At 68.2% G+C, this 17,325-nt stretch carries 25 protein-coding genes; 12 read left to right on the forward strand and 13 right to left on the reverse strand.

Annotated elements, in window-relative coordinates:
* The first annotated feature begins 30 nt into the window (after window positions 1–30).
* Window positions 31–231: a hypothetical protein gene (locus NL126_RS02505; RefSeq protein WP_255197329.1), complete on the forward strand. Its 201-nt coding sequence runs from the start codon at window positions 31–33 to the stop codon at window positions 229–231.
* On the opposite strand, the gene NL126_RS02510 is transcribed toward NL126_RS02505, so the two are convergent.
* Both NL126_RS02510 and pth2 read right to left on the reverse strand, forming a co-directional pair.
* On the reverse strand, window positions 196–1,425 hold the full coding sequence (locus tag NL126_RS02510; RefSeq protein WP_255197330.1) for a glycosyltransferase family 87 protein: 1,230 nt from the start codon (window positions 1,423–1,425) through the stop codon (window positions 196–198). The two genes, NL126_RS02505 and NL126_RS02510, sit on opposite strands and share 36 nt — an antisense overlap.
* 6 nt (window positions 1,426–1,431) lie before the next feature.
* Window positions 1,432–1,770, reverse strand: a complete 339-nt coding sequence (gene pth2, locus NL126_RS02515; protein WP_255197331.1) for a peptidyl-tRNA hydrolase Pth2 — start codon at window positions 1,768–1,770, stop codon at window positions 1,432–1,434.
* A gap of 114 nt (window positions 1,771–1,884) precedes the next feature.
* Between pth2 and dcd the strand changes: the two genes are divergently transcribed.
* From dcd to NL126_RS02540, 5 genes are all read left to right on the forward strand, one after another.
* Window positions 1,885–2,472 (forward strand): dCTP deaminase, encoded by a 588-nt coding sequence (gene dcd, locus NL126_RS02520; RefSeq protein ID WP_255197332.1) that lies wholly within the window; start codon window positions 1,885–1,887, stop codon window positions 2,470–2,472.
* Between the two features lie 26 nt (window positions 2,473–2,498).
* The gene (locus NL126_RS02525) at window positions 2,499–3,395 is read left to right on the forward strand and encodes a thiamine-phosphate synthase family protein (RefSeq protein WP_255197334.1); all 897 of its coding nucleotides are present in this window, start codon (window positions 2,499–2,501) and stop codon (window positions 3,393–3,395) included.
* Complete coding sequence (locus NL126_RS02530) at window positions 3,392–4,063, forward strand: class I SAM-dependent methyltransferase (RefSeq protein WP_255197335.1); 672 nt, start codon at window positions 3,392–3,394, stop codon at window positions 4,061–4,063. The genes NL126_RS02525 and NL126_RS02530 overlap by 4 nt, the downstream gene beginning before the upstream one ends.
* 49 nt (window positions 4,064–4,112) lie before the next feature.
* Window positions 4,113–4,448 (forward strand): winged helix-turn-helix domain-containing protein, encoded by a 336-nt coding sequence (locus NL126_RS02535; protein WP_255197336.1) that lies wholly within the window; start codon window positions 4,113–4,115, stop codon window positions 4,446–4,448.
* A gap of 82 nt (window positions 4,449–4,530) precedes the next feature.
* Window positions 4,531–4,776, forward strand: a complete 246-nt coding sequence (locus tag NL126_RS02540; RefSeq protein ID WP_255197337.1) for a hypothetical protein — start codon at window positions 4,531–4,533, stop codon at window positions 4,774–4,776.
* 14 nt (window positions 4,777–4,790) lie between these two features.
* Here the strand turns inward: NL126_RS02540 and NL126_RS02545 are convergent, their stop codons facing one another.
* Complete coding sequence (locus NL126_RS02545) at window positions 4,791–5,393, reverse strand: RDD family protein (RefSeq protein WP_255197338.1); 603 nt, start codon at window positions 5,391–5,393, stop codon at window positions 4,791–4,793.
* Between NL126_RS02545 and NL126_RS02550 the strand changes: the two genes are divergently transcribed.
* Window positions 5,383–6,528, forward strand: coding sequence for a pyridoxal phosphate-dependent aminotransferase (locus NL126_RS02550; protein ID WP_255197339.1), 1,146 nt, complete (start codon window positions 5,383–5,385; stop codon window positions 6,526–6,528). The two genes, NL126_RS02545 and NL126_RS02550, sit on opposite strands and share 11 nt — an antisense overlap.
* A gap of 15 nt (window positions 6,529–6,543) precedes the next feature.
* Here the strand turns inward: NL126_RS02550 and NL126_RS02555 are convergent, their stop codons facing one another.
* The 3 genes from NL126_RS02555 to NL126_RS02565 form a co-directional block, all read right to left on the reverse strand.
* Complete coding sequence (locus NL126_RS02555; protein WP_255197340.1) at window positions 6,544–7,641, reverse strand: guanosine monophosphate reductase; 1,098 nt, start codon at window positions 7,639–7,641, stop codon at window positions 6,544–6,546.
* Window positions 7,642–7,725: 84 nt separating this feature from the next.
* Window positions 7,726–8,424: a plastocyanin/azurin family copper-binding protein gene (locus NL126_RS02560; RefSeq protein WP_255197341.1), complete on the reverse strand. Its 699-nt coding sequence runs from the start codon at window positions 8,422–8,424 to the stop codon at window positions 7,726–7,728.
* Between the two features lie 222 nt (window positions 8,425–8,646).
* Complete coding sequence (locus NL126_RS02565; RefSeq protein ID WP_255197342.1) at window positions 8,647–9,348, reverse strand: cupredoxin domain-containing protein; 702 nt, start codon at window positions 9,346–9,348, stop codon at window positions 8,647–8,649.
* A 113-nt stretch (window positions 9,349–9,461) separates the two neighbouring features.
* On the opposite strand from NL126_RS02565, the gene NL126_RS02570 reads away from it, so the two are divergent.
* Genes NL126_RS02570 through NL126_RS02580 form a run of 3 tightly spaced genes read left to right on the forward strand, consistent with a single transcriptional unit; the run spans window position 9,462 to window position 10,437 of the window.
* Window positions 9,462–9,827 (forward strand): ArsR/SmtB family transcription factor, encoded by a 366-nt coding sequence (locus NL126_RS02570; RefSeq protein ID WP_255197343.1) that lies wholly within the window; start codon window positions 9,462–9,464, stop codon window positions 9,825–9,827.
* Between the two features lie 2 nt (window positions 9,828–9,829).
* Window positions 9,830–10,168, forward strand: a complete 339-nt coding sequence (locus NL126_RS02575) for a DUF7521 family protein (protein ID WP_255197344.1) — start codon at window positions 9,830–9,832, stop codon at window positions 10,166–10,168.
* Entirely contained in the window at window positions 10,165–10,437 is a 273-nt protein-coding gene (locus NL126_RS02580; protein ID WP_255197345.1) for a DUF7521 family protein, read from the forward strand. The genes NL126_RS02575 and NL126_RS02580 overlap by 4 nt, the downstream gene beginning before the upstream one ends.
* A 55-nt stretch (window positions 10,438–10,492) precedes the next feature.
* On the opposite strand, the gene NL126_RS02585 is transcribed toward NL126_RS02580, so the two are convergent.
* From NL126_RS02585 to NL126_RS02605, 5 genes are all read right to left on the reverse strand, one after another.
* Complete coding sequence (locus NL126_RS02585) at window positions 10,493–10,765, reverse strand: YgaP family membrane protein (RefSeq protein ID WP_255197347.1); 273 nt, start codon at window positions 10,763–10,765, stop codon at window positions 10,493–10,495.
* Window positions 10,766–10,871: 106 nt separating this feature from the next.
* Complete coding sequence (locus tag NL126_RS02590) at window positions 10,872–11,618, reverse strand: 4-phosphopantoate--beta-alanine ligase (RefSeq protein ID WP_255197348.1); 747 nt, start codon at window positions 11,616–11,618, stop codon at window positions 10,872–10,874.
* Window positions 11,619–11,672: 54 nt separating this feature from the next.
* Complete coding sequence (locus tag NL126_RS02595) at window positions 11,673–12,494, reverse strand: pantoate kinase (RefSeq protein WP_255197349.1); 822 nt, start codon at window positions 12,492–12,494, stop codon at window positions 11,673–11,675.
* A 50-nt stretch (window positions 12,495–12,544) separates the two neighbouring features.
* Entirely contained in the window at window positions 12,545–13,729 is a 1,185-nt protein-coding gene (locus NL126_RS02600; RefSeq protein WP_255197350.1) for an MFS transporter, read from the reverse strand.
* Between the two features lie 38 nt (window positions 13,730–13,767).
* Window positions 13,768–14,169 (reverse strand): DUF7522 family protein, encoded by a 402-nt coding sequence (locus NL126_RS02605; RefSeq protein WP_255197351.1) that lies wholly within the window; start codon window positions 14,167–14,169, stop codon window positions 13,768–13,770.
* Window positions 14,170–14,256: 87 nt separating this feature from the next.
* Here NL126_RS02605 and NL126_RS02610 point away from each other — a divergent pair, with 87 nt between their 5' ends.
* Window positions 14,257–14,559, forward strand: coding sequence for a UPF0175 family protein (locus tag NL126_RS02610; protein WP_255197352.1), 303 nt, complete (start codon window positions 14,257–14,259; stop codon window positions 14,557–14,559).
* Window positions 14,556–15,125, forward strand: a complete 570-nt coding sequence (locus NL126_RS02615; RefSeq protein ID WP_255197353.1) for a PIN domain-containing protein — start codon at window positions 14,556–14,558, stop codon at window positions 15,123–15,125. The genes NL126_RS02610 and NL126_RS02615 overlap by 4 nt, the downstream gene beginning before the upstream one ends.
* 161 nt (window positions 15,126–15,286) lie before the next feature.
* Here NL126_RS02615 and aspS read toward each other — a convergent pair whose 3' ends face one another.
* Both aspS and NL126_RS02625 read right to left on the reverse strand, forming a co-directional pair.
* Window positions 15,287–16,591: an aspartate--tRNA(Asn) ligase gene (gene aspS, locus NL126_RS02620; protein WP_255197354.1), complete on the reverse strand. Its 1,305-nt coding sequence runs from the start codon at window positions 16,589–16,591 to the stop codon at window positions 15,287–15,289.
* Window positions 16,592–16,626: 35 nt separating this feature from the next.
* Complete coding sequence (locus NL126_RS02625) at window positions 16,627–17,277, reverse strand: helix-turn-helix domain-containing protein (RefSeq protein WP_255197355.1); 651 nt, start codon at window positions 17,275–17,277, stop codon at window positions 16,627–16,629.
* Window positions 17,278–17,325: the final 48 nt, after the last annotated feature.

Here is a 17,325-nt window from a genome sequence, read left to right on the forward strand (position 1 = left end):
CGATTTATCTCGGTCTCGCGGACTCGGCGTATGCGCTACTCGGTCGACGACGTGCGTTCCTCACCCCTGGCCGCGGCCGTCTTCGTCGTCGGGGTCGCCGTCGCCGTGATCGCGTTCCTCACCGCCGACGGTGAGTTCGGCGCGCCGACAGGGACGCTGCCGTGGTGGCTCGGCGTCGGTGCCGCCGGGGCCGCGCTACTCGCGACGCTCGCCCGGGCGATGCGGCGCTGAGTACGGCAGCACCTGCTCACCCGTCACACCCACGACGCATGCCCCGAGGAGCAACAGCGCTCCCACGAGCGGCGGCGTGGCGAACGCGAACAGGGTCTCCACCACAGCCGGCGGCGTCGTCCCTACCGCCGCGAACAGCCAGGTGAGCTCGGCACCCGTCACGTGAAGCGTGAGCAGCAGCGTCCCCACGAGCACCGCCGGGCGTGCCGGCCCCTCGACCAGATACAGCAGGGGGACAGCCATCCCGAACACCAGCACGTAGTAGAGCGGATAGGAGGGGAGCGCGAGCAGCGTGGCGAGGCCGACACCGAGGGCAGCGAGGTGTCGCTGGTCGACGTCAGCCGTCACGAGCAGGTAGAGCGCCGGCGGCACGAGGAGCAGCACGGCCAGCGTGGCGACGACGAGCGGTGCGTCGGCCAGCAGTTGTGAGAGCGGCCGGCGGAGCGTCACGAGGTCCGCCCCCGGAGGGATACGGCCGGCTCCCCGGCCCTCTCGGGCGGCGAGGGCAGCCAGCCACGCGCGGGTCGCCGCGGGACCGAACGCGAGCAGCCCACCGCCGAACACGAGCACTGCGACCCCGCTCGCCGCCCCCACCGCACGAAGCCGGTCGCGCCAGGTCGCGGCGTAGCGGACGGGAACGGCGAGGAAGACCGCCGGGAACGCCTTCAGGACGGCAGGGACAGCGAGCACGCCCCCCGAGCGCGCTCCGTCGTCGACGCGGTCGACGCCGACGGCGACGAGCGCCGCGAGCTGAAGGTTCACGTTGCCGTAGAACAGCGAGGGCACGGCGACCGGCGAGACGGTGACGAACCCGAAGACGAGCGCGTGGTCGAGTCGCGTCAGGGCGTGGCCGCGGCGGGCGACGGTTCGGCCGACGACGCGCGTGAGCACGCCGCCGGCGACGACCGCGGTGAGGGTGTGGAGCGCGAAGCCGACGCTCGCCGGAAGCAGCGTGTACGGGACGAACAGCGGGAGCGTCCCCGGTGGGTAGACGTAGCGGTACGCCGGCTCGCCTACGGGGTGGACCGCGTAGGGGTCCCCACTCGCGAGCATCGCGTCTGCGGCGACGCGGTACACACGGAAGTTCACACCGAGTGCCTCGGGCTGGGTGGCCCAGAGCCACGCGAGCGTGGCGAGCCCGAGGAGGGTGCCGACGGCGAGGACGACGCGGGAGCCGCGACGAGCGGACGGCACGGCCGACTACAGCAGTTTCAGGTCGCCGGTCACTCGGTCGACGAGGTTCTCCTGTGCCGGGCCGACGGCGAACGCCGTCACCGTCCCGGGGTCGAGCTGGGTGTGCCCTGCGTCGCGGATGAGCGCGTGCGGGAGCCGCTCGCGGCGGGCCTGCTCGGCGAGTTCCTGCAGTTCGGCCTCGCTACGCACCTTGAGGACGATCTTCTTCTGCCCACCGTCCTTCCAGCCCCGCTGGGCCTCGGGGCCGGCGTTCTCGTACGCCGTGAGCGAGGCGTGGGCCGCCTGCGCGGCCGTCTTCCCCTTCCCCATCCCGATGTCCGTCCGGACGACGATGGCCTGCTTCATACCGGGGGTGTGGGTCGGTGGCGGTTAAACGACCCGGCCTGGGAAGCTGGGGGGTCGTCGGCACCGACTGTTCGGACCGTCGGCTTTTAGCCCCCGTCGCTCTCCCACACACGCATGATACTCTCCGACGCCGACATCGTCCGTCGCCTCGAGGAGGGCGACCTCGTGGTCGACCCGCTCGACGACCCGGACATCCAGATCCAGCCCGCGAGCATCGACCTCCGACTCGGCCGCGAGTTCCTCGAGTTCCAGCACGCGAACATCGCCTGCATCCACCCGAACGACGAACGCGAGGTCTCGGAGTACGTCGATCTGACCGAGGTCCCGGAGGGGGGCGAGTACATCCTGCACCCGGGCGACTTCGTGCTCGGGACGACCAAAGAGCGCGTCGAGATCCCCGACGACCTCATCGCGCACGTCGAGGGGCGCTCCTCGCTCGGCCGCCTCGCCATCGTCGTCCACGCCACCGCCGGCCTCTGTGACCCCGGCTATCAGGGCCAGATTACGCTCGAACTCTCGAACCTGGGTCGCGCGCCAGTCGCGCTCTCGCCGGGCATGCGCATCTCCCAGCTGACGTTCACGGAGCTGAAGACGCCCGCCGACCGGCCGTACGGCGAAGAGCGCGGCTCGAAGTACCAGAACCAGGCCGGCCCGCAGGCGTCTCGCATTCAGGGCGACAGGGAGTTCGGAGGCGAGCAGTGATGCGACGAACCGGGGGCGAACGGTAGATGCGCTTCGTCGAGGAGGTCGTCGTCGACGAGTTCCTCCCGACCTTCCGGGCGATGCTCGCCGCGGACCTCCGGGAGCGCGGCCGCACGCAGAGCGAGGTGGGCGACCTGCTCGGCATCTCCCAGAGCGCCGTCTCGAAGTACGCCCACGGCGAGGTGGAGATGAACGCGCGGCTGTCGAACGACGACCGGGTGCAGGAGCTCGTCGCGCGGCTCGGTGCGGGGCTCGCCTCCGGGGAGATGTCGCGGGTGCAGGCGCTCGTCGAGGCCGAGGTGCTCGTCCGCCGGCTCGAACAGGGAGACGTGCTCGCCCAGCTCCACGAGGAGGCGTTTCCCCCGCTCGCCGACTACGACGGCGACTTCGCCGTCCACGACCCGGATTCGCCGATTCGCGCTGCGGAGCGGACGCTCGGCTCCGTTCGCCGGGGGCTACGGACGCTCGAGAACACCTCGGGGTTCGCCGCGCTCATCCCCGCCGTCGGCTCGAACCTCGTCGAGGCGCTGCCCGGCGCGGCGAGCATCGACGACGTCGCCGCCATCCCCGGGCGCATCCTCGACATCAAGGGACGGGCGACCGTCCCCGCGGACCCCGAGTTCGGCGTGAGCGAGCACGTCGCCGGCGTCCTGCTCGCCGCACGCGAGGGCGGCAGCGACGCGCGCGGCGCGCTCAACGTCCGCTACACGCCCGAAGTGATCGAACGGCTCGAAGCGGCGGGCTACGAGACGGTGGCGTTCGACGCCGACGCGCCGGTCGACGAGGCCGTCGCCGACGCGGTCCGCGCGAACCCCGCGGCGGACGTGGTGTACCAGACCGGGGGCTTCGGCGTCGAACCGGTCGTCTATCTCCTCGCGAGCGACGCCGTCACCGCCGCCAGTCTGGTCCGCGAGCTGGTATGAGCGTCCGCGAGTTCTACGGCCGGTACGCCGACCTCTACGACCGCATCGCGACGTTCCCCGGGGTGAGTCGGTGGCGCCGTGCCGCCGCGGTGTCGCTCGACCTCTCGCCGGGTGACACCGTCGTCGAGTTCGGGTGTGGGTCGGGCGCGAACCTCCCGCACCTCCGCGAGCAGGTCGGCCCCGAAGGGGAGGTGGTGGGCGTCGACTTCACGCGCCCGCTGCTCGACCGGGCGCGTGACCGCGCGCCGGACGCTCACCTCGTCTGTGGCGACGCGACGGCCCCCGCTGTCGCGTCCGCGGACGCCGTGCTCGGAACGTTCGTCTGCGGGATGTTCCAGTCGCCGGCCGAGGTGGTCGCCGACTGGTGTTCGCTCGTCGGCCCCGGCGGCAACGTCGCCCTGCTGGACGCGACGACCTCGCCACATCCCGTCGGCCGGCTCTGCAACCCACTGTTCCGGGCATTCGCACGGGGAACGGCCCCGGCCGAATCGACGCGCGACGCGGCGCTCGCGGCGGTCACGGGTGAGGCCGACACCGTCCTCGACCAGCGGGTCGCCGCCGCACGCGCCACGGTCGTCGCCCGCACCCGCCACCGCCGCTTCGAGCGGTTCGGTCTGGGGTTCGTCGGCCTGCTGTCGGGGGAGGTCATCGACGACTTCAGTCCCTGAAGCCGCCGGCGCCGGTGGCTCTTTACCGTCGGAGTTCGACTCGGGGCGCGTGACAGACGCGTGGGACCCCGAGACCGTGTTCGACCTGTTCGGAAGCGAGAGCGCCCGGCACATCCTCGCGCTCGCCAGCGAAACGCCGATGACCGCGGACGACCTCGCCTCGCACCTGTCCATCTCACAGCCGACCGTCTACCGGCGGGTCGGCGAACTCCTCGAGTACGACCTGCTGACCGAGCGTGACCACATCGACGACGAGGGGAACCACTACAATACCTACGTCTCGAACCTCGACGCGGTCACGTTCCGTGTCGAGGACGGAAGCTTCGTCGTCGACCTCCAGCTCGAACGCGACGTGGCCGAACAGGTACGAGAGAGCGACCGGTAGCGGCCTCGGAACGCGGGCACAGCTTCACGCGCCGTAGCTCCGCCCCGGCCTTTTGTGTCGGCCGCCGGAACACGCAAGCGGGATGACACGGAATCCGGAGACCACCACGGAGCGAGTCAAATCGGTGCTTGGCGGGGCGTTCGCGCACTTCCACCTCTGGCTCGTGGGTGGCGTCTCCGCGTACCTGTTCTGGTACGCGTTCACCCAGCCGGAGATCGGGATGTCCGCTCGCCCGGTCGAGGCGTTCTTCGGCGGCGTCGCCCTCCTGGTGCTCGTGTGGGCGGCGAAACTCTCGGCCGAGAAGTCGGCGGGCGCCGACGCGGTCTGAGACGACGACCGCGGTCACCGACGTTGGCGGGTGTAGTGCGAACTCGTCGGCGACGTGGCCCCTCGTGGCCGGTCGTCCGTATGCGGTGAGGCGTCGACGACGTACGTTCCCGCGGCCCGGTCGAACAGTCGTTGGCGGCGGTCGCTGGTGGCGATGGCCGCGAGCCCGACCGCCACGACGGCCCAGCTGAACAGCACGACCGCGGGAAGGTTCCGACCGAGCGCCTCACCGAGTCCCGGCGGCCGCCCCTGGCGGTCGACGACCTTGATGTCGAACAGTCGCTTGCCGAGCGTCTGCCCGTCCCAGTAGCCCTCGAGGAGTCCACCGTACAGTGGGAGCGTCAGGATAGCGGGGAACGCGAGCCCCTCCGCGCCGCCCTCGGTCCGCGGTCGGACGAGGACGGCGAGCAGGACGACGACGGCGGTGAGCTGTACGAACAGCACGAACGAGTCCACGAACTGCGCACCGATACGGGCACCGACCACGTCGGTCGTCTGGTCGTCCGGCGGAACCGTCTCCGTGGTGTCCGACGATCGGGAGAGAATCGTGTCGAACGAGTGACGTACCTGTAGTAAATCTTGTTGCCGTGCGCCCGGAGGCAGACGTATGCAGCCCACCACCCGCGTCCGCTCGTGTGACCGTTCGTCGATTCGCGTGCTGTTCGACCTCGCAGAGCGGGTCGAACGTGCGGGGGGCGACCCCGTCCGACTCGAGGTCGGCGAACCCGACTTCGCTACCCCCGACCACGTCACCGAGGCGGCGTTCGCGGCCACACGCGAGGGGGAGACAGGCTACACTTCGAACGCGGGCATCCCACGCCTGCGGGAGGCCATCAGCGAGACGCTCGCTCGCGAGTACGGCGCCGAGTACGACCCCGACGAGGTGCTCGTCACCACAGGAGGGATGGAGGCGCTGCACCTCGCGGCGCTGTGCGTGCTGGAGCCGGGCAGCGAACTGGTGATTCCGACGCCCGGCTGGCCGAACTACTGGACGCAGGCCCGGCTCGCCGACGCCCACCCGAGAGAGGTGCCGATGCCGTACCCCTACGACCTGGATGCCGACCGCGTCGTCGAGGCGATGGGTCCGGCGACGAGTGCGGTCATGCTCTGTTCGCCGTCGAACCCCACGGGCCGCGTGGCCGACCCCGCCGAGATCCGTGCAGTCGTCGAGGCCGCCCGCGACCACGACGCCTACGTCGTCGCCGACGAGGTGTACGTCTCGCTCACCTACGACCGCGACCCGGTGGCGACGGCGGCGCTCACCGACCACCCAGACCACATCCTGACCGTGGGGTCGTGTTCGAAGTCCCACGCCATGACCGGCTGGCGGGTGGGCTGGCTCGCCGGCCCTCACGAGATGGTGGACGAGGCCACGAAGATACGCGAGTCGACGACCGCCTGTACGTCCGCGATTGCCCAGCACGCCGCGCTCGCGGCACTCACCGGGCCGCAGGAACCGATGGAAGAGATGTACGCGGCGTTCGCCGAGCGCCGGGACTACGTCGCCGACCGGCTGGACGACATGGCTGGCGTGGCCGCGCCGCGACCCGACGGGGCGTTCTACTCTTTCCTCGACCCCAAGGGGTACGACGACAGCATGGCGCTGGCGACGGAGTTGGTTCGAGAGGCGGGGGTCGTGCTCGCGCCCGGTTCGGGGTTCGGCGCAGCCGGCGAGGGGAAGCTGCGGCTCTCGTTTGCGAACTCGATGGAACGACTGGAAGATGGGTTAGACCGGCTCGAAGCCGCGCTGTAGATACTTTACAGGGAATCAGTCGTCGCCCTGGATGTGGGCGCGGTCGGGGTCGTCGGCCACGCTGTCGACGCTGACGCCCTCCCAGTCGTGGTCGCTGTGGTAGCCCTCGCGCTCCTTGGCGCTCGGCGCGACGCGGATGAACTCGGCCTTCTCACGCGCCTCGGGAATCGTGTGCCCGCCACAGTAGGAGAGCCCCGACTTGATGCCGCCACAGAACTCCGCGACCACGTCGGCGACGGGGCCCTTGTACGGCGTCATCGCCTCGACGCCCTCGTCGGCGCTCACGCTCGCCTCCTTGTCGTCGCGCGCTTCGGCGGCGGCCGTGGTCGCCATCCCCCGCGACCGCTTGTACCGCGTGCCGTCGACCACGACGATCTCGCTGGGTGCTTCGGCAGTGCCCGCAAAGAGGCTCCCGAGCATCACCGTGTCCGCGCCGGCCATCAGCGCCTTCGCCGCGTCACCGGAGGTACGGATGCCCCCGTCCGCACAGATGGTGACGCCGTGGTCCGCGGCGGCCTCCGCACAGTCGTCGACCGCCGTCAACTGCGGAACGCCCGCCCCCGCCACCTTCCGCGTGGTGCAGTGTGACCCTGGCCCGATGCCGACCTTCACGCAGTCGGCTCCCGCGGCAGCCAGGTCTTCGACGCCCGTTGGCGTCGCGACGTTCCCGGCGACGAGGTCCACGTCCGGGAACTCCCGATGGAGCGCCGCGACGGCGTCGAGCGTCCGTTCGAGGTGGCCGTGTGCCACGTCGACGACGAGCGCGTCCACGCCGGCTTCCACGAGCGCAGCGCTGCGGTCGACGTAGTCCTCGTTGATGCCGACCGCGGCGGCGACCTGCTCGCCGTCGGCTCTCACCTCGCGGACCTGTGCTGCCTGTTCGTCCACGGTGAGAAAGCGGTGGAGGACGCCGATTCCCCCCGCGCGCGAGAGTTCGATGGCGAGGTCGGCTTCGGTCACCGTGTCCATCGCCGCCGAAACCAGTGGGTTCTCGAGTTCGACGTTCGGGGTGAGCGTCGTCGAGAGGTCGACGTCGCTCCGACTATCGACGGGAGAGCGCTTCGGGACGAGGAGCACGTCCCCGTAGCTGAGGCCGGTTCGGAGGTCGTTCATTATCCCAGCCCATGAAGCAGGTCGTGCTGAATAAGTGTCCCGATTGGAGAGATACCGGCGACACACCGACCACCCGCGTCTGCGTCAGTGGGTGTGACCGAGCATCTCGTTCACCTTCTCGTTCAACTCTTCCAGTTTGTGGCGCTCCTTCTCGCCGAGGTCGCTTCCGGGCTCGGCGAGTCCAGGCTGGTCGTGTGGGTCTGGCTCACCGACGACGACGGTTCCGATCATCCCGACCGAACGGTGGGGCGTACAGACGTAGTCGTACACACCGGGCGTGTCGAACGTCTGCTCGAATGTCGCCCCCGACTCCGACAGCATGCCACTGTCGAACGCGATGCCGTCTTCGGGGATGCGCTGTGGCAGGTCGTTGTCCGCAGCGTAGGCGGTCGCCGTGTGGGTGCCGCTCTCCAGTTTCCAGGTGACCGTGCCACCCTCCTCGACCCAGACGACGTGCGGCTCGAAGTGCTGCTGCCCACTCTCGGTCGTCACCATAGAGACCGTAGCGGACGCGGCCGGCTCCTCGGGGACGCTCCCGTGTTCGTGGTGGGCAGCCTCCTCGTGCGTCTCGGTTCCCTCGTGGTGTTCAGTTTCCTCGTGGTGTTCTGTCTCCTCGTGGTGTTCCTCGCCCCCGTCGTCGTGGTGGGACGCCTCGGTGGCGGTGCGACTCGGAGTCGAGTCGTTCTCCGTCGCACCGGTGTTACAGCCGGCGAGACCGGCGACAGCGGCGGTTCCTGCGGCCGTGAGGACGCGACGGCGCGTCCACGTTGCGTTGGGGCGCATCGCTACATGTGGGGGTTGTGGGTGGAGTGTAATCGACCGGAGGGACGATTCGCTGAGCCAGCGAACTCGGGTAGGGGTTTTACATTGACCAGCCCCTGGGTCGACGCGAGCGGCGTGTGATAGCTGGCTCGCGTGCCGAAGGGTGGCTCGCTGACGAACGGGGGGTTGCTGGCTTCGATGAATGACGAGAACGATTCGGCTAGCTACCGTGGCAGCCGTTGCTCAGTGCGTGTGACCGAGCATCTCGTTCACCATCTCGTTGAGCTCTTCGAGCTTGTGGCGCTCGCGCTCTCCGAGGCCGCTCCCGGGCTCCGACAGTCCGGGCTGGTCGTGCGGATCGGGGTGGCCGACGACGACCGTGCCGCTCATCGCGACCGAACGGTGCGGCGTACAGACGTAGTCGTACACACCGGGCGTGTCGAACGTGTGTTCGAACGTCGCGCCAACCTCCGAGACCATACCGCTGTCCCACGCTTCGGTTCCCTCGGGGACGCGTTGCGGGAGCCTGTTTCCCTCGGCGTACGCGGTCGCCGTGTGGACGCCGCTCGTGAGTTCCCAGGAGACCGTGCCGCCCTCCTCGACCCAGACGATGTGCGGCTCGAAGTGGTGCTGGCCACTCTCGGTCGTCAACATCTCGACGCTGGCGGACGCGGCCGGCGCCTCGGGAAGCGGCCCGTCGTGTTCGTGCTGGGGGTCCTCCTCGTGCGTTGGCGTGTCGTGGTGGTCTTCTTCCTCGTGGTGGCCCCCTTCCTCGTGGTGGTCATCGTCTGCCCGCGTGGCTGTCGGACTGGGTGTGGGCGTCGGCGTCGCGGTCGGCTGCCCAACCCCTGGGCCCGAAGTGCAGCCGCTCAGGCCTACGACAGTGGCGATACCTGTAGCGGTGAGGACGCGGCGGCGCGTCCACGCGTTGCGGTTGGGGCGCATGGCGATAGTTAGTGGTAGGTCACCGGAGCTATTGGACCAGCAGGCCGTTTTGCTGAGCCAGCGAAACGGGTGCGGTGTTTTATGCGTTAGTCGCGTATCTCCGCACGTGAACCGTGCGCGCGACTGGTCGGCCCACCGAAACGAATCCAGACGAGGTATTCGACCTCCTCGGTGACGAGTACGTCCGTGATATCCTCGTCGCGACCAGCCGAGAGGCGCTGTCCGCGAAGGAGCTCAGTGACCGGTGTGGCATGTCCGTTTCGACGGTGTATCGGCGTGCCGAGACGCTGACGAGCCACGGCTTGCTGGTCGAACGAACCCACATCGACCGTGACGGCCACCACCACAGCGAGTTCGAGGCCGCCATCGACCACCTCGACGTCGACCTCGACGCGGACGGCTTCAACATCGCACTCCGACAAAAGGAGGACGTGGTCGACCGGTTCACGCGCGTCTGGGAGGGTATCAGGAGGGATTGAGAATGCACACCGAACTCATCATCGCAAAGCTCGTGACCGTGCTGCTCGGCCTGCTCATCGCCGGCCAGGCGTACCGGGGATACCGCCGGCACGCCAGCACGCCAATGTTGTACCTGTCGGTCGGGTTCATCCTCATCAGCGTCGGGTCGGTACTCGAAGGGATCCTCTTCGACGTCGTCGGGCTCAGCATCTTCCAGGCGGGAACGGTCGAGACCGCGCTCGTCGCCGCCGGGATGCTCGTCATCCTCTACTCGCTGTACGGCGTGTTCCCCACGTCAGGGACGACACCGGGCGACTGGCGTGGCGAGGAGTCGTCGAGGGAGTGGGGTGGTGAGAAGTGACCGACACGACACTCGCGCTCACAGCCGTTCGCGTCGTCGTGTTCGTTCTCGGGGTTGCCGTCACGGCAATCAGCTTCCGTGCGTACCAGCGCGAGCGGACACGCTACCTTCGTGACGCGACAGTCGGGCTCGGCATCATCACGGCGGGTGTCCTGCTGGAGGGGCTACTCTTCCAGTTCACGTCTCTCGAGCTCACGACCGTTCACCTCGTGGAGTCCGTGGCCATCGGCCTCGGGTTCCTCGTGCTCCTGTCGTCGTTTCTTCGATGAGCCGCAGCGCTACCGGCCCGACGGTCGAACGTCCAGAAAACAGCGAGCCGTCTGGTCAGGCCGTCCGTCCGGGAATCTCTGGCTCGTCTGCCTCGCGCTTGCCGCGGTAGGTGTTGAACCCGAGGAGGCTGTTGAGCGGGCACCTCTGGGTGAGGCCAGTCACGACGAACACGAGCCCGACCAGCAGGGCGATGGCCGCGATTGCCACACCGAGTGTGCCGGCCGCGAGCGTCACGACCCCGAACAGCCCCGCCGTCCCGACGATAGCGAGGATGGGTCCGACCACTAAGCGAGCGATTCTGTCGTAGCCGCCGACGTTCTTCTCCATGTCCCCACAGAGGGGTTGTGCAGGGATAAGACACGACTCCCAATCTCACGGCGCGGGAATCAGCACCCACAGACGCGCACGAAACTCGCCGTGACCGCGGTATTGCTCACTCGCCGCCGTCGCGGATGGCTCGCTCGGCGTCGGCGAGCGCCGCCTCGCGGTCGAACGCGTCGACGATGGTCCGGAGTTCGGTTTCGGAAGCGTCCGCGAGGTTCCGGGCGTGGCGTGTGATGTTGGGGACCGCGCGGATGATGTTGTCGACGATGGGGACCGTCGCGCTCTGTGCGGAGCGCGAGAGCGGATTGAGGTCGATGACGAGTTCGGTCTTGCCCATCGCCGCGAGCGCCTCCGCACGGTCGCCGTCTTCGAGGGGAACGAGCACCACGTCGGCGTCGCCGATGCCGTCGGCGTCCACCTTCGCGCGCTCGTGGTCGAGGCCAGGGATGCGGCCGTCGGCGGTGAGGCCTTTCACCTCGTCAGCCCCGTGCTCGCGGAGGTGGGTCACGATGGCCTCCATGCGCTCCTCGGTGCGGTTGAACAGGTTGACTTCGAGGTCCGCGTCGACGGCCTCGGCCAGCTCGACCATCTCGCCCGGGCAGAGCGCCGCGACGTTGCCGTTGATGGAGAGTACAGGGTGGTCGGCCAGCAGGAGGTAAGCCGCGGCGACCCGCTCGGCCTCGTCGGCGCTCGCGGTCGTTTGCTCGCCGATGAGATAGTCGAACGCCTCGCCGCGACCCTGTGCGATGAGCCCCTGTCGGGAGGTGATGCCGAGGTCGACGCCCTCCTCGATGCGGTGGCGCGTGAGGAGTGACTCGTACCGGGGGTGCGATTCGGGAACCTCGATGTCGCTCATACTCGGTGATTTCGCGGCAGGAGTAAAAACGGCGCGGCGTCGACTGCCGGTGGCTTATTCTCGCAGTCCGGCACCCGGCGGATGCACGCGACACACCTCGGCGTCGTAGCCCGCGTCGGTCAATCCGGTTCCGAGCGCGAACGCCGTCTCACCGAGCATCGCCATCGACGCCTGGCCGCCCTCATCTTCAACGGCCGAGATCACGTCACTGAGGTCGTCCGTGAGGAGGCCCGCGCCGTCGGCGAACTCTCGGGCCGCGAGCAGAAACGTCTCCAAGGTCGGCCTCGCTCTGACCTGTGCGAGCGCCTCCTCACCAGCCGCCGAGAGGTCGGTCGTGTCGCCCGACAGCACCGCCTCGGTCGAGAGCCCCCCGAGCGTCAGATACTCGACGCGGGCCCGCGCGGGGATGCCGTCCATCGACCCATGGCCGGGCGCCCCCGGCTCCAGTCGAAGGGGGAACCCGCCACGAGCCTGCGCCACCACGTCGCCCAGCCCGGTTCCGGCTTCGACCTCCGCGCGGTGGGCGAGCGTCACGAGGTCGTTCTCACTGCGCGCACAGCCGAACGCCTCGTTCGCGGCGAGCGCCGTGCCCAGGGCCATCGCCCCGCTCACGCCGAATCCCGAGCCGAGGGGCAAAGGCGTCTCGCAGTCCACGCGCGCCTCGACGCCGAGTGCGCCGAGCACCGTGTCGACCGCCGCCACCTCGATGGCCTCGCCGTTCAACCGGAGCCCGTCGCCCGACTCGACCGTGACGGTGACGCCATCGGAGAGCGCGATTCCACCCCCGCGCGAGCCGGCGCGCTCGGGGTCGTCGTGCGGGTGTGCCGAGAAGAACGCCGTGACGTGGCCCGGAACGAACGCGCTCGCCTGTGTCATATCTCGGGGTCGGTGCCGCCCGATTTAACGCTTACAGTTCGCATCGAGCGTCAGTCCCCGTTCGCCGCCGCTCGCAGCGACGGCTGGACGGGGCGTTCCCACACGAGCACCGCGACCGAGAACACGAGGAGCCCACCCCCGAGAATCGCGACCGTCGTGAACAGCGAGGTGGCGTCCGCGAGCGGCCCGCTCACGAGCTTGACGGGGATGCTCGCAGCCGACATCGCCATCGAGATCGCCGAGAGCGCGGTCGCCCGCCCGAGTGACGGCGTGAGGTCGTTGAAGTAGCCCTCGGCGATGGGCGTCGTGGCGTTGAGTAGCGAGCGGTGGACGAGGAACACGGGGACGGCGAGTATCGGGAACAGGCCGAGCACCACGAACAGCCCGCCGAGGAGCAGCGGCGAGAGATGCACCACCCGTGCCGTCCCCAGTCGCGCCTCGATGGCGCCGGCGTAGTTCGAGGCGACCGCGGAGACGCCGATGAGCCCCGCGAAGAGGTAGCCGAGTTCGACGAACGAGAGGCCCGCCGCGCGAGCGATGGGCTGGACGAACAGGTCCGCAGACCAGCCGATGCCGTAGAACAGCACGATGTAGAGCACGAACGAGCGGAGCCGGGGCGTCGTCAGTCGACTCACCGCTTTGCGTGCCTTCGCGAGGGTGAACTGCTCGCCGCCGCCGTCAGTCTCGGGGAGCGTGAGGAGGACGAGTGCCGAGAGACCGTTGACGAGACCAGTGGCGATAAACGGATAGCTCGGGTCGAGTCGAAAGAGGTGGCCACCGACCGCAGCCGTCAGGGCGTTCGTCCCGAGCAGGACGGCGAGGCCACGGCCCCGGACCCGCGCGAAGGCGTCGGCTGCGCCCGTCTCCTGCAGGGTGTCGTAGAGCCACGCGCTGTCGTTGCCCGAGCGAAAGGTCTGGGCGATGCCCCACGCGATGTAGACGACGAGGAAGGAGCTGTACGCCTCCACGAGCCCGAAGACGGCCGCCGACAGCCCGACAGCGAGCGACGAGAGGACGAGTGCGTTGCGCCGCCCGAGTCGGTCGCCGACGTAGCCGGTGGGGAGTTCGGCGAGCAGGATGGTCGCGAAGAAGACGACGTCGAGGGTCGTGATCTGCGTGTAGGTGAAGCCGCGGGTCTCGTCGAGGAGAACGACCCAGACGGGGATGAGGAAACCGAGCGTCGACGTCGCCATGTAGAGGTAGTAGCGGGCGACGACGCTCGGCGTGCGAGCCATGGCTCCGAGGGCGCGCACTGCGGGCAAAAAGACCGCGGTTACTCGGCGTCCGCGAGCAGGCGCCGGAGCGTCACCGACAGCTCCTCCATCACGTCGACGTCGAGACCGTCGGTCGTCAGGATGACCCCGCGGTCACCGACGATGACCCGCGAGAGGAAGCCGTCGGTGAACACCCGGACGGTCACCTCGTACGCGCCGATGCCGGACTCCTCGCCCGACTCGATGGGAGTGCCGTAGTCCTCGTCGAAGCCCACACGCTCGTTCTCGACGAACTGTGCCTTCTCGCGTCGGACCTGCGCGACATCTCCGAGGTCACGGCGGACGTACAGCACCTCGAACGCGTCGGGCGTGAACTCGATGACCGTCCGGAGGCTGTCGCCGACGGCGGCGCGGCAGGCGCTCACGAGGCTGTCGCTCAGGATGGGTGCTGATCCGTGCATGCCATAGAGACGCGCGCTCAGAGCATCAACTCGCCGGGGAACTAGCCGAAGAGTTATCATCGGATACGTTGTAATACAACGTAACACATGCCGTCGATTAGCGCGCGCATCCCCGACGACGACGAGGAGGCGATTGAAGCAGTCGCGGAACTCCTCGGCGAAGACAAGAGCAGCGTCATTCGGAAAGCTCTCCGAGAAGGGCTCCACGACCTGCGAGTGCAGGTGGCCATTCAGCGATACCAGTCGGGAGACCTTTCGGTGAATCAAGCCGCACGAGTGGCAGGTGTGAGTTTAGCCGAGTGGTTCGAGATTGCACGCGAACGGAACCTCACGTCGCAGTTGACGCCCGACGACATCGAAACCGATGCCGAGGCCGCGCGTGAGATATGAGGGCGGTCCTCGATGCATCGGTTCTGATCGCACTTGGCCAGATTGGCGAATTGGAACTACTCCGAATCCTTGAACAACCAGTCGTCGAAGACGCGATTGGGTCTCTCTACATCCCACCAGCGGTAGCAGCGGAAGTAACGACAGAGCCAGCGGCCACCAATCTCGATAGGTTCGTCGAGAATACCCAATTCGAAACCTCACCCGTAGTGTGTCCGGCCGGAGATACTTACCTTCTCAACGCTCGGAGTATCCTTGGCGAAGAAGAGACGAACGGTGATGTGCAGATAATCGCGATCGTCGAGCTGTGGACCGACTCGGAGATCGACGTTGCCGTTGTTTCAGACGACCGCCGGGTCCGAACGGTTGCCCAGAGCCTCGGAGCGACCGTAACGGGCACAATTGGTGTCATCGTTAGGGCCGTTGAGGAGCTAGGAATATCGGAAGAAAACGGCAAAGACCTCGTCCGCCGCGTCGACAGTCACGGCTTGCACATGACTGGCGAACTGCGCGAAAAAGCGTACGAGTTAGTCGAAGACGCCGCAACTGATTCCGACGAAGGTCGCTGACTGTCGCGGGGGAACACGGTCGTTCCGCTTCGCTTCACTCCCGGCTCCCAAGAGACCGCGACTTCGTCCTACGGACTCAATCGCTGTCGGTCTCGCGGGAACACCGTGAGACGAGCGAAGCGAGTCTCACGAGCTCCCGCTCGACGAACAGCGGCCTCGCCTTACGGCGAAAGCCGCTGCCGGTCTCGCGGGAACAGCACCGCTTCCCGGATGTTGTCGAGGTCGAGCATCGTCATGACGAGGCGCTCGGCACCGAGTCCCCAGCCAGCGTGCGGGGGCATCCCGTACTTGAACATCTTCGTGTAGTAGTCGAACGCGTCGGGGTCGAGCCCCTGCTGTTCGAAGCCCTCGATGAGCCGCTGGTAGCGATGTTCACGCTGGCCGCCCGAGACGAGTTCCATCCGCGGGTGCATCATGTCGAACCCCGTCGAGAGGGTCTCGTCGTCGTCGTGGTCCTTGATGTAGAACGGCTTGATCTCGCTGGGCCAGTCGGTGATGAAGTAGTGCTCGCCGACGTCCTGCCCGAGCGCGTGCTCGCCCTCGGTCGGGAGGTCGTCGCCCCAGACGAGCTGCTCGTCGAGTTCGCCCGTTGCGTTGATGCGCTGGATGGCCTCCTCGTAGGTGAGTCGCGGGAACTCGCCGCTCGGAGCCTCGAACTCGTCTGCGAGGTCGAGCGCCTCGAGCTGCCCCTCACAGTTCTCCTCGACGGCCTCGTAGGCGGCCTTCACGACGGCCTCACAGACGTCCATCGCCTCCGTGTGGTCGAAGAACGCCGACTCGAAGTCGATGGAGGTCGCCTCGTTCAGGTGCCGCGGCGTGTTGTGCTCCTCGGCGCGGAAGATGGGACCGATTTCGAAGACGCGCTCCAGGCCGGAGCCGACCATCAGCTGCTTGAACAGCTGCGGCGACTGGTTCATGAACGCCTCCTCGCCGAAGTAGGTGATGGGGAACAGCTCGGTGCCGCCCTCGGTGCCCGTGGCGACGATCTTCGGCGTGTTGATCTCCGTGGCGTGGAAGTCGCGGAACGCCTCGCGCACGGCTCTGAGGACCTCGGCGCGGATCTCGAAGATGGCCTTCGCCTCGTCGCGCCGGAGGTCGAGCGTCCGGTTGTTGAGGCGCGTGGGCAGCTCGGCATCGACCTTCCCGGAGGGGTCGAGCGGAAGCTGCGTCTCGGCGGCGGCGATGACCTCGATGGACTCGGGGACGACCTCGACGCCCGTCGGGGCGCGTGGCTCCTCTTTCACGTCGCCGACGACCTTGATGACGGACTCGCGGGAGACGTCGAGCCCCGTCTCGACGAGCTCCTCGTCCATCTCGTCTTTCTCGAGTTTGACCTGAATCTTCCCCGTCGTGTCTCGTACGATGAGGAAGGCGATGCCACCGAGGTCGCGAATCTCGTGGACCCAGCCGGCGACCGTCGCGTGGTCGCCCGGCGCGGCGTCCGCGGTGTACGTCCGGTCCTTCATGGACGCGGATTGTCCCGTCCGCGACTTAAGCCCCGTTATTCCCGTTCCACGCCGACGACGTGCTCGACGAGCCGCGCGTATCCCCTGCGGAGCCGCTCGCTGACTGCCTGGTCGCTGACGCCGAGTTCCGCGGCCAGTTCGTTCGTCGTCACCCGTCGCGGCACCTCGAAGTACCCCCGCTCGTACGCCAGCTTCAGCGTGTCGTGCTGCTCGGGCGTCAGCCCGGCACCGTCGCGCTCGGCACCGTCGGACTCGTAGAGCCGCTGGAGCCGGAACTCGACGTCGTGCTCCTCCAGGAAGCCGTGGTAGCTGCTCACCGCATCGCGGCTCGGGAATCGAACTCGTGAGTGCCACCAGCCGTCCGCGAAGGACGCCTCGAGCCCCTCACCACCCAGCTTGACCCACGCAGGGTAGAGGACGAGGTCCGTCTCGTCCGTCAGCTGCATCGAGTAGAGCCGCTTGCCGTCGACCTCGCTGAGTACCGTGATGTCGGTCACCGTCGGGTCGTCCCGGGCGGCCGCCTCGAACCCATCGAGGTCGTCACTCCCGACCCACGTGAACAGCACTGGACACTCCGGGTCGAGGGCGGTGACGCGCTCGACGTCCAGCCGGATGTCCCCGCTCGCGAGTGTCTGGGCGAGTACCAGCTCGTCGGACCGCATCGCGTACTCCAGGATGACACTCATCTACTGGGGGAAGGCAAGCCGCAACCATAAATCCGTCATCCGTCGGAT

The sequence above is a fragment of the Halorarius litoreus genome (assembly GCF_024362405.1).
Lineage (GTDB): Archaea > Halobacteriota > Halobacteria > Halobacteriales > Haloarculaceae > Halorarius > Halorarius litoreus.